Here is an 11922-nt window from a genome sequence, read left to right on the forward strand (position 1 = left end):
ACTTTAAAAGGTTTTAAATGTTACGAAATCTGTTTTAGTTGTTTGTCACAGAAGATTCCTATCCAAGCACAATTTAGTGATAAAGAAGGAACTTACCGAGAACTTATTTTAATTTTGATAAAATTTCATTGGCAGCTGCCTTCTCCTGAGGGTCTTTGCTATTGGCTAAAACCTTCTCAAGAATAGTGCGAGCTTCATCAGTACGGTCGAGTTCTGCCAAACAGTATCCTAAGTTCAAAGCTGCTTTAGAATTAGCAGGGTTGATTTTCAGGATTTGTTTAAAACGCTCAACGGCCTTCCCAAACTGATTCGACCGAATTGATAGAATCCCCAAATTGAACAATGCTGGTTCAAACTCAGGCTCTTTTGCAATTACCTCACGAAGCATCAAAATTCCTTGCATGGGAGTTGATGTTGAAACGTAAGTCATTGCCATGTTTGTTTTTGCTAAAAGGTTATTAGGATTCTTGGTTAAAATCTCCTGATATAACGATCTAGCTTTGTCTCCCATATTCTTAGTTTTAGCATCTTCGAGTGCGTAGGTGAAGGCTTCATAATACAAATCTGCCGCCTTCATCAAGTTGCGCTCGTTGTTATCAAGTTTTACGACTTCTTCTGCATAATAGGCAGCGCTGTCGTATCTTGTAAATGCTGTAAACTTCGAAATAAGAGCATTTGCTGCTTCGATTTTATCTTGCTTGCTTGAACTTCCTAAATATTTCGCTCGTAAACTCTCAACTACCTTGCTCTGTTCGGGGCTAAGGGCTGTGCCATGGCTTTCATTAGCTTCACCTTCGGTGTGCTGATGGGTGTCTTCCGACTCAACGGCTTTATCACGATTGGCTGAGCCAGTCTGTGCTGTTTGCTCTAAGGTCTTTTTTTCGTCACTTACCACAACCTTCGGAAGGCTATATAAAGCTCCAACCGTACCCAGTGCAACCACTATTATGAAGATAAAAGACTTTTGCATGTCGTTTACAGATCTGTTATCTGTTACAAGTTATCGGCTATGAGTTCATAACTGATAACCTATAACGGACAACTTATTGCGAAAAATTATTTAGCGTTAGTTTTAACTTGCTCGATAAATATTTTAGCAGGTTTGAAGCTTGGAATAAAGTGCTCGTCAATCACAATAGAAGTGTTTTTCGAGATGTTACGAGCAACCTTCTTAGCTCTTTTCTTGTTCACAAAACTACCGAATCCACGAACGTAGATAGGTTCTCCTCCAGCCAAGTTATCTTTAACTACAGTGAAGAATGACTCTAGAGTGCTAGATACATCTGCCTTGTCAATGCCCGTCTTGTCTGCGATTTCTGCGATTACGTCTGCTTTTGTCACTTTTTTAAAAAATTTAGGAGTTAATAAAATATGATAAACAATGGTTGTCGATTGCCATAAGTTTCCAAAAAATTCAGTTGAATTAGCATCGATTAAGGTCGATTTCAGTGAATTTTGCTAACTCTCACAGCCTCAAATTATAAGCCCCTGATTATTAAGGGTCACAAAGGTACGACTTTGGTTTCAAATATGAAAGAATCAATAAATAAATGTCTGAACTTTTTTTTCGTAAATGCTTAATTTTTAGCTATTTGAATTCTAATTCTAAAATTAATCTAATTCAGACTTCTTGCTTTTCTCCTATTATTCCTCGGTTTTTGTTGTACTTCTTTCATGAATCATGGATTATTTATAGATTGTTTTATTCTAAATCTCTTCCTTTATTTTTGCTGAATCTATCCCTCTTTTAGACTGGATACGTTTCTTAAAAGATTTTTACTTTCATAAACCTATTTTATACTTTGAAGGTTAAATCAAAACAAGTTTTTTAAGTATTGGTTGATGATTTGTTTCGAAAACCTCCATTAAGTATCTTTTTTTAGCTAAATCAGAAAGTCAACTTTCCCTTTTTCATGACCGATTTTTCGCAATTTCATTTTTCTCAAAAACTCACCCAATGGTACGAAATCCATAAAAGAGATTTACCTTGGCGCAATACAACCAATCCTTATTATATATGGCTGTCCGAAATAATTTTGCAACAAACTAGAGTAGTCCAAGGAATGCCTTACTATTATAAATTTGTAGAGGCTTTCCCGACGGTATTTGACTTGGCCGCTGCCGATGAGGCTGAGGTGTTGCGGTTGTGGCAAGGATTGGGATACTATTCTCGGGCTCGTAATTTGCATAAAACAGCCAAAATGGTGGTAGATGAATACGATGGCGTATTCCCTGACTCGTATCAAGAGTTACTCAAACTCAAAGGAGTGGGCTCTTACACCGCTGCTGCGATTGCTTCTTTTTCTTATAATGAACCTGTGGCAGTATTGGATGGCAATGTGTATCGTGTACTCTCAAGAGTATTTGGCATAGAAACTGATATTGCATCAAACGAGGCAAAAAAAGTTTATTCAGAATATGCACAGGCGCTTTTACCGACCAATAATGCCAACACGCACAACCAAGCTATTATGGAGTTTGGTGCCATGCAATGTACGCCTGGCACTCCCTCAGATTGTATGTTCTGTATTTTTGCGAACGAATGCGTAGCTCATGCACAAGGACGACAAGCGGTGCTACCTATCAAGAGCAAAAAGGTTAAAGTAAAAGAGCGTTTCTTTCATTATTTCTTATTAGAACAAAACGAAAAGTTTGTAATGCGCAAACGTGTGGGGCGTGACGTATGGGAAGGGATGTATGATTTTTACCTACTAGAGCCTTCCGAATCTTCTCAATTAGATGATTTGTTGGAGCAGGACCACTGGTTAAAAGAAGTAATCTCCAATGCGGTGATTTTGAATGAATCAGGGAATTTTACCCATGTATTAACGCATCAAAAGATTCAAACAAAGTTTTGGCACATACGAGTAAATGCAGACTTTTCTCTAAATTTGCCAGAAAATCATGCGTTTTATAACCTTTCTGAAGTAGATGATTTACCCAAATCTACTTTGGTGAATAATTATTTGACTCAAGAATCAAAAATTTTAGCATAGTATTCCATAGAATAGATAGTTGGAGATTGATAGGATTTTTATTAAATTCACTCACATTAATGTTTGAATTCTCACACCATATTTAATTTTATGCCTATCAATTTATTTACAACTATTTTAAAAAATTAACCCAAATGGCTGGCGTAAACAAAGTTATTTTATTGGGCAATTTAGGCTCTGACCCAGAGGTGAGAGTTTTGCCTAGTGGTGCAAAAGTGGCAAATTTTAATATCGCTACTTCCGAAACCTACACAAATCGCGATGGACAGCGAGTAGAACAAACAGAATGGCATCGCATCGAATTATGGGATGGATTGGCCAATATCGCAGAACAGTATTTGCGCAAAGGAAATTCTGTTTATGTAGAAGGGCGTATCCGTACCGAAGAATATGTAGATAAAGATGGTATCACGCGTCGTGGTATTCGTATTCGTGGTACTTCTATGACTTTAGTGGGAGGCGGTAATCGCGACAATAGTGCTAATAGCGAGGGGGCACCAGCGGCATCAGCTCCTGCACCTGCTCGTCCTAATCCAGCACCAGTAACACCTCCACCGCCTGCATTTGATGCTGGTGGTGACAGCGATGACTTGCCATTCTAACGAAAGGCTTATCATTTGTTAGACTAGTTGAAAAACACTTTTCAACTAGTCTAACTTTTGTTTAACTAAACAAACCAAACCTTGGAAACTCGATTATCTGACGATTATCACCCGATTAGGGTGCTTTTGGCTCAAGTTGAAAGCACCTCATCTTACAGCGTATACGGTATCGATGCGCTTATCCTGATTGCCCTGCTGGGTATTTCTGCCCTACTGGCTGGCTCTGAAGTTGCCTTTTTCTCCCTATCTGCCGATGAACGTGTTGCCTGTCGTGAAAGCGATAGTGGAAGTGAGCGTACTGTTGCCAAGTTGCTCGACAAGCCTCAACAACTCCTAGCAACCCTCCTGATTGCCATCAATCTTGTCAACATTACCTTTGTGACAATCTCAACGTATCTCACAGAACAAATTTTAGGGGAAGAAGAAAAAGAAGGATTAGTTGCTACCTTGATTTTGTTGGTAGGTGTAACTTTCATGATTACCTTTTTTGGAGAATTAATACCAAAGGTTTGGGCACAACAAAATAATTTGAAGTTTGCCAAACTCACTGCGCCACTCATCGAAGTAGCTAGCATTATCTTCAAGCCGTTGTCGTCTTTGCTTTTAGGTATTAGTAATATAATTGAGAAACGGGTAGAGCGAAAAGGATATACTATTACTGCCGACGAACTAAACCATGCGCTTGAAATTACTACTGGACAAGGAACTTCGGCACAAGAAAAAGATATTCTAAAAGGTATTGTCAATTTTGGAAGCACTTCTGCCAAAAGTGCCATGCGTCCTCGTCGTGATGTGACAGCTTTTGATATTGAATGGGATTTTCATGAATTGATGGATAAAATTAATAAGTCTGGATATTCTCGTGTGCCCGTATTTAAAGAAACCATTGATAAAATAGAAGGAGTTCTTTATATCAAAGATTTGTTGCCACATATCGAAAAAGATGAGCACTTTAATTGGCAAGAGCTGATACATCAAGCATTTTTTATTCCCGAAAGTAAAAAGATTGATGACTTGCTTTATGATTTTCAAGAAAAGCGAGTTCATATGGCTATCGTAGTAAATGAATACGGCGAAACCGAAGGAATTATTACGATGGAAGATATCATTGAAGAAATTGTAGGTGATATCAACGACGAATACGATGAAGAGGATCTGGGATATAAGCGATTGGAAGATGGCTCATTTGAGTTTGAAGGTAAGGTTACACTAAACGATGTATGTCGTGCGTTGGGAATAGATAACGACTACTTTGAAAAGGTAAAAGGTGAAAGTGAATCACTGGCAGGGTTATTAATCGAATTGTTTGCTCGTCTACCTCATGCGGGAGAAGAAATAGATTATGATAAATTCAGATTTAGAATAGCCTCTGTCGATACGCGTCGTATTAAGAGAGTAAAAGTGACTATCAAAAACGAGGAAACCGACGAAACCAATCGAGAGCTTACCTAACGTGCCATTATTATTCAATGAAATATTACCCATTTTTAACTTTATTGACAGGGCTTCTTGCTTGTAATAACGACTGCCCAACTCCAATAATTGATGATTTTGAGAAAGGTGTTGGAAGTTTAGTTGAGAATTCTAATCTAGATGAGGCTTCTGGATTGGCCGCAAGCTATACCAATCCTGGAATGATATGGTCCCATAATGATAGTGGTGATTCTAATCGTATCTTCTTGATGGATAGCTTGGGCAAAGGAACCAAAGAGTTTTATTTAGAAGGTGCCGTGAACCGTGATTGGGAAGATATGGCTATAACCAAGTTTTCGGATGGTACTTATATATATGTGGGAGATATTGGCGATAATTTGGCAGTGTATCCAAGTTGTACAATTTATCGAGTAAAAGAACCTAATGCTGCTAGTCAAGCGGTTCAAGCTAGTAATAGCATTACGTTAAAAGATGTACAAAAAATTACTTATGTTTATCCAGATGGCGCTCGTGATGCCGAATGTATGTTTATCGACCACGATACCAAAGATATTTACATTCTTTCCAAAAGAGACTTAAAACAGCGATTGTATAAACTGCCATATCCACAGTCTTATACCCAAACTATCACAGCAGAGTTTGTAGAAGAGGTTTCTTTTTCGACAGCACTCAATACGATGTTTTATATTACCGCTGGAGATATTTCGCCTGATAACAAAGAAATCCTTATCAGAAATTATGGACAGATATATCATTGGCGTAGAGCCGACGGCGAATCAATAGCAAAGGCTTTACTTCGTCCTGCCAAATTGTTGGATTATACTTATTCGGCAAGTGAAGAGGCTCAAGGTGAAGGAATAGCTTTTTCAAGAACTGGAACAGACTACTATACTATAGGAGAAGCCACAGATTATAAACTTCCTGTAAAGCTTTTTAGATATGCTAGAAAAAAATAGGCAAGCTAAGCTTGCCTATTTTTTTGTTTAAAACGAAATTTTATCTCCCTGCTTAATGCCGTTTCGTTGACAAAATCCAGCGTTTACTTCCAACACATACTGAGCTGGTTTGTAAGAAGGAATTGCTTCTTCTGAGAAAGGTGGGCGATTGGGTTGTATCGTGATGACTTCCTTATTAGAATTGATAAATAGGAGGTCTAATGGAATAAAGGTGTTTTTCATCCAGAAGCTTCTTTCTTGACTATCTGGAAAAACAAACAACATCCCACAAGTATCTGGCATGCTTTTACGATACATTAATCCTTGAGTAGTTTCGGCATCATTATCGGCAATTTCGATACTAATTTTCTTCTGAATTTTCGGAAAAGTTAACTCTCCTTCTTTTTTGAAAGCAGGTTCGTTCGAAACAACCCCAGATGGAGCAGGTGCTGAAATAGAGCTTACTGTTCCAGCTTCGCTATCTTCGGAACGAAAAATAGCAATTAGCTTAGGAATCATACTACCAAACAGTAATAAGCCCACAAATAAGAGAACTACGATTTTTTTCATTTTAGGATAATGAGTTTTTGATTTGAAAACGTTAAACGCCAGTTTTATGATATAATTCTGAGCTTCGCAAAGCTTAATAATAAGGTTTTTTCACCAACTCCTCCTTCAAACTCAATGGTTGCTTTGCGGTCGTTTCCGTTTACATCCATTTTTTTGACTTTTCCATAACCAAATTTTAGATGCTCCACTCGGTCGCCTTCTTGTAAATTTTTGGTATCACTAGGGGCAAAGTCAGGTGATGGCACATACGTTGCTGGTGCCGAATTGACCACAGGCTTTTTCTGAATCAGATTGGAGGTTGTTGTGGATATGCCAGGTTTATTGCTTAGGGGCAAATTGTTAGATACAACACCTGACTGATTATCGACTCTTCTGACAAATCCTTGTGGAACACGTTGAGTTTCTTCGACTGCACGACGGATATTTCTGGCAAACTGTAAATATTTTGGATCTATTTCATCTAAAAATCTACTAGGTTCACAAGGCTTCAATCTTCCGTATTGATATCTACTTTCGGCATAAGACATTACAAGTTTTTTCTCAGCACGAGTAATAGCTACATAAAACAAACGACGTTCCTCTTCCAAATCTGCACGACTCTGAAGCATCATTTGACTAGGGAAAAGGTCTTCTTCCATACCTGCTACATACACATGATTGAACTCCAAACCTTTGGCACCGTGAATTGTCATCATAGTTACACGGTCGTTGTCACCATCAGGGTCCTCTTCGTCGGCAGTAGTTAATAAAGATACTGTTTGCAAAAAGCTGGCTAATGAATGGTCTTCAGTATCGGGGTTATCTACAAACTGTTTGATAGAGTTCAATAATTCCTGAACGTTTTCATAACGAGAAAGTCCCTCAACGGTTTTATCCTCATGAAGTTCCTTTAACAAACCCGAAGCTTTTGCCACATGACTGGCGATTTCGTAAGCGTCTTTGTTAGGTACTTGAGTCATTAGAATAAATGACTTAATCAAATCGGCAAATCCTTCGATGGTCTCAGCAAAGCGCCCTGCTTGATATTGACGAATATTACTTACAATTTCCCAAACAGATTTTTGTTGTTCAGCTGCTGTGATTTCGATTCTTGCAATGGTAGTATCACCAATACCTCTTTTGGGTAAATTAATAATACGTTTGAATGCCTCTATATCTTTTTGATTTATGACAAATCTCAAATAAGATAAAAGGTCTTTGATTTCACGTCTTTGGTAAAATGATAAACCGCCAACAATACGATACTTAATATTTAATTTTCGAAGAGCTTCTTCAAAGGCACGTGATTGGGCATTAGTACGATACAAAATGGCAAAATCTGTATTACGCAAACCCAAGGCCATTTTCGCTTCAAAAATATTAGTTGCAATCAATCGACCTTCTTCATTGTCCGAAGCCGCCTTGATGAGCTCGATAGGTGAGCCTTCTTCGTTTTCGGTAAAGACATTTTTCTTTAACTGATTTTTATTTTTAGCAATAACCGAGTTAGCTGCTTGTACAATACTATTAGTCGAGCGATAATTTTGCTCCAACTTAATGGTTACAAGATTCGGATAGTCTTTTTCTAAATTAAGAATATTGTCAATATTAGCCCCACGGAAAGCATAAATCGACTGAGCATCGTCGCCCACTACCGCCAAATTGTTGTGCATGGCAGCAAGTTTCTTGATAATGAGATACTGGGAAACGTTGGTATCCTGAAACTCATCGACCATGATATACTGAAACTTTCGCTGATATTTGTCTAATACCACAGGATGATCTCTAAACAATACATTGGTATTGAAAAGTAAGTCATCGAAGTCCATGGCATTGGCTTGAAAGCAGCGCAAGGTATACAATTTATATAGACTTCCTATTTCGGGAAGTTTGGCAGCCGCATCGTCAGCTTGAATGATTGGATTGTTGAGGTATTCATCTGGGCCAATCAAGCGGTTTTTCGCTCCTGAGATTCTGTTGAAAACAACATTGGGTTTGTACACCTTATCGTCGAGTCCTCTTTCTTTGATGATACTTTTTAATAAAGATTTAGAATCGTCAGTATCATAAATAGAAAAGTCGGAAGTATAGCCCAAGTGTTTGCCCTCAAATCGCAATATTTTGGCAAATACTGAGTGAAATGTACCCATCCAGATATTCTTGGCATCGTTTCCTACAGCCTTTTCTACCCTTACTCGCATTTCGCCTGCGGCCTTATTGGTAAAGGTCAATAAAAGAATCTGAAAAGGATCTACACCTTTATCCAAAAGATATGCCGTTCTGTAGGTAAGAACTCTTGTTTTGCCAGAACCCGCTCCCGCAATAATCATGAGAGGACCTGTGATATGTTGTACTGCCGCTTGTTGCGGTTCGTTAAGACCTGCTAAATAATTCATATTTCAAAAACTCAATACTATTACAAGACACAAGCCATCAATCTTTATGTGTAAAAGATTGATGGCTTGTAAGTCAAACCATTCTCCAAAATTACGAAGAAAAACTATGGTAATCAGCTTATATCAAATATCCTTTACTAAGTTTGAATAACACCTACTTTAAATTCTTTTTCAATAGGAGCATGATTAGCCGCTGCAATACCTTCAGAAATGACACGTCTTGTCTGTAGTGGGTCTATAATTTCGTCAACCCACAATCTTGCTGCCGCATAATAAGGGGTTGTTTGAGTGTTATATTTTTCGATAATTTCTTTGAGTAGCTGTTCTTCTTCTTCCTTCGAAACTTCTTTTCCCTGCGATTGCATAGATGCTATTTGCGTTTGCAACAAAGTCTTGGCTGCTTGTTCGCCACCCATTACGGCAATTTTGGCACTTGGCCAAGCATAGATAAATCGAGGATCATAAGCTTTTCCACACATCGCATAATTACCCGCTCCGTACGAATTACCTATGACAATCGTAATTTTAGGAACGACCGAATTCGCTACAGCATTCACCATTTTGGCGCCATCCTTAATAATACCCGAATGCTCCGAGCGACTTCCGACCATAAATCCCGTAACATCTTGTAAAAACACCAACGGTATTTTCTTCTGATTACAGTTCATAATAAACCTTGCAGCTTTGTCGGCGCCATCATTATATATAACGCCCCCAATCTGAACTTCACCTTTGCCACTTTTAGTAATCAAGCGCTGATTGGCGACAATCCCCACAGCCCAGCCATCAATACGAGCATATCCACAAAGAATAGTTTTGCCATAATCTTTTTTAAACTCATCAAACTCCGAATTATCAACCAATCTCTCAATAATATCTACCATATTATAGGGCTTGGTTCTGAGTTCGGGTAAAATATCATAAATCTCTTTCTGATTTTTGGTTGGCAAACTAGGGGTTGCCCTATTAAAACCAGCTTTGGTATCCTCGCCAAGCTTTCCTATAATTCTTTTTACTTGATCCAAACACTCTTGTTCTGTTTTGAATTTATAATCCGCATTGCCCGAAAGTTCGGTATGTGTCACAGCACCGCCCAATGTTTCGGCGTCAATGTTTTCTCCAATAGCTGCCTTTACTAAATAGGGGCCTGCTAAAAAAATCGAACTTTGCCCTTCGACCATCAAAGTTTCGTCTGACATAATAGGAAGATAGGCTCCTCCAGCAACACAACTTCCCAGCACCGCCGATATTTGAGTAATACCCATCGCACTCATAATGGAGTTGTTGTAAAAAACTCGACCGAAATGTTCTTTGTCTGGAAAAATCTCGTCTTGCATTGGTAGAAAAACTCCAGCACTATCCACCAAATAAATAATAGGAAGTCTGTTTTGTAATGCTATTTCCTGCAAACGAAGATTCTTTTTTCCAGTAACAGGAAAATACGCTCCGGCTTTAACGGTTTGGTCGTTGGCAACAATCATACATTGTTTTCCCGATACATACCCAATCCCTCCAACTGTACCTCCTGCAGGACATCCGCCATATTCTTTGTACATTTCAAAACCTACAAAAGCACCCAATTCTAAAAACGTTGTATCAGGGTCGATTAGGTATGCAATGCGTTCTCGTGCCGTAAGCTTTCCACGGTCGTGTTGTTTGGCAATATTTTTGAGACCACCTCCTAGCTTTATTTTCTCTAGGTGGTTTGCCATTTGCTCTACCAATTGCTGGTTAGAGGATTGATTCATAGTTGTCATGAGTTTTAGATAATAAATCGTTGATGAATGTGTTTATATAGAATAGCATAACCTTGGTATTATATATAACTTTACTAAGTTATATAAATTATGCAAATATTAATAAATTGGATTATTTGACCAAATAGGCTACATTAGCAAATACTTAAATTTTCACAATAGGGAATATTCCTAATAAATTGTCTTATCATAAACTAACTATATACATATTGATATAATGACCAGAATTCTGCTCGTCGAAGATGATGAAAGCCTAGGGTTTGTAGTAAAAGATAATCTTGAACAAGAAGGATATCAAATCGATTTACAAGTAGATGGTAAAGCGGGACAAAGAGCTTTCCAACAAAATGAATATGATTTGTGTATTTTTGATGTAATGCTTCCAGAAATGGATGGGTTTACGCTGGCCGAAACTATTAGAAAAGCTGGAAGTGAAATTCCTATTATATTCCTAACGGCAAAATCGCTCAAAGAAGATCGTATCAAAGGTCTTAAATTAGGAGCCGATGATTATTTGACAAAACCCTTCAGTATCGAAGAACTTGTTTTGCGAATTGAAGCTATCCTAAAACGGACAGGCAAAAAAACTACAGTTTCCAATGGTGTGCTTCAAATAGGACGTTATATACACGATAGTAAAAATCTTAAATTGACTATCGATGATTTTCAACAAGAACTTACCCATCGAGAATCAGATTTATTAGCCTTTTTGATTCAACATAAAAACGAAACGCTCTCTCGAGATAAAATTTTGATCACTATTTGGGGAGATGATGACTATTTTAAAGGAAGAAGCCTCGATGTTTTTATCACTCGTTTGCGAAAATACCTTAATAGAGACACTAATATCAAGCTCAGTAATGTACATGGAGTAGGTTTTCGCTTAGAAGTAAGCTAAAGTACAAAATAATATTTATAAATATTCGAAGTATTAATTGTGTTTGTGAGTTTGTAGATATGACACCAATTGAATTAAAACAATTTGGTGTCATTTTTTTTGAGTGTAATAGCTTCTGATGTTCAGCGACTTATAAAAAACTTTCAAAAATAGTTCAAAAAAGGTTTGGAATGTTGTGAATAAAGTGGGAATTTTGCACTCCCAAACGACGGGAAAGGAGTTGTAGCGAAGAAGATAGGATGTGAGTTGCGAAAATAAATTTTAAAAATATTTTCAAAAACATTTGGAAGTTAAAAATAAAGCAACTAATTTTGCACTCCCAAACAACGGGAAGCGGTTAAATCGAAAGAGATTT

General features: G+C 37.8%; 10 protein-coding genes. 5 read left to right on the forward strand and 5 right to left on the reverse strand.

From position 1 onward, the window contains the following. Positions 1–103 precede the first annotated feature (103 nt). Both QM524_RS15250 and QM524_RS15255 read right to left on the reverse strand, forming a co-directional pair. Positions 104–970: a tetratricopeptide repeat protein gene (locus QM524_RS15250; RefSeq protein WP_283345237.1), complete on the reverse strand. Its 867-nt coding sequence runs from the start codon at positions 968–970 to the stop codon at positions 104–106. Between the two features lie 86 nt (positions 971–1056). Continuing rightward, on the reverse strand, positions 1057–1341 hold the full coding sequence (locus QM524_RS15255) for an HU family DNA-binding protein (RefSeq protein WP_095160139.1): 285 nt from the start codon (positions 1339–1341) through the stop codon (positions 1057–1059). A gap of 572 nt (positions 1342–1913) precedes the next feature. Between QM524_RS15255 and mutY the strand changes: the two genes are divergently transcribed. From mutY to QM524_RS15275, 4 genes are all read left to right on the forward strand, one after another. Further along, positions 1914–2996, forward strand: a complete 1083-nt coding sequence (mutY, locus tag QM524_RS15260) for an A/G-specific adenine glycosylase (protein ID WP_283345238.1) — start codon at positions 1914–1916, stop codon at positions 2994–2996. A 134-nt stretch (positions 2997–3130) separates the two neighbouring features. Further along, positions 3131–3598, forward strand: coding sequence for a single-stranded DNA-binding protein (locus QM524_RS15265; protein ID WP_095160141.1), 468 nt, complete (start codon positions 3131–3133; stop codon positions 3596–3598). 81 nt (positions 3599–3679) lie between these two features. Beyond that, a complete protein-coding gene (gldE, locus tag QM524_RS15270) occupies positions 3680–5050 on the forward strand; it encodes a gliding motility-associated protein GldE (RefSeq protein ID WP_095160142.1) in 1371 nt (456 codons plus the stop codon). A gap of 17 nt (positions 5051–5067) precedes the next feature. Then, complete coding sequence (locus QM524_RS15275) at positions 5068–5988, forward strand: hypothetical protein (RefSeq protein WP_283345239.1); 921 nt, start codon at positions 5068–5070, stop codon at positions 5986–5988. A gap of 27 nt (positions 5989–6015) precedes the next feature. On the opposite strand, the gene QM524_RS15280 is transcribed toward QM524_RS15275, so the two are convergent. The 3 genes from QM524_RS15280 to QM524_RS15290 all read right to left on the reverse strand — a co-directional run bounded on the left by QM524_RS15280 (position 6016) and on the right by QM524_RS15290 (position 10660). Beyond that, on the reverse strand, positions 6016–6537 hold the full coding sequence (locus QM524_RS15280) for a DUF192 domain-containing protein (protein WP_217903368.1): 522 nt from the start codon (positions 6535–6537) through the stop codon (positions 6016–6018). Between the two features lie 44 nt (positions 6538–6581). Beyond that, a complete protein-coding gene (locus tag QM524_RS15285) occupies positions 6582–8912 on the reverse strand; it encodes an ATP-dependent helicase (RefSeq protein ID WP_283345240.1) in 2331 nt (776 codons plus the stop codon). Between the two features lie 137 nt (positions 8913–9049). Continuing rightward, positions 9050–10660 (reverse strand): acyl-CoA carboxylase subunit beta, encoded by a 1611-nt coding sequence (locus QM524_RS15290; RefSeq protein WP_283345241.1) that lies wholly within the window; start codon positions 10658–10660, stop codon positions 9050–9052. 226 nt (positions 10661–10886) lie between these two features. On the opposite strand from QM524_RS15290, the gene QM524_RS15295 reads away from it, so the two are divergent. Continuing rightward, positions 10887–11567, forward strand: a complete 681-nt coding sequence (locus QM524_RS15295; RefSeq protein ID WP_388047011.1) for a response regulator transcription factor — start codon at positions 10887–10889, stop codon at positions 11565–11567. Positions 11568–11922: the final 355 nt, after the last annotated feature.

This window comes from Flectobacillus roseus, assembly GCF_030056595.1.
Classification (GTDB): domain Bacteria; phylum Bacteroidota; class Bacteroidia; order Cytophagales; family Spirosomataceae; genus Flectobacillus; species Flectobacillus roseus.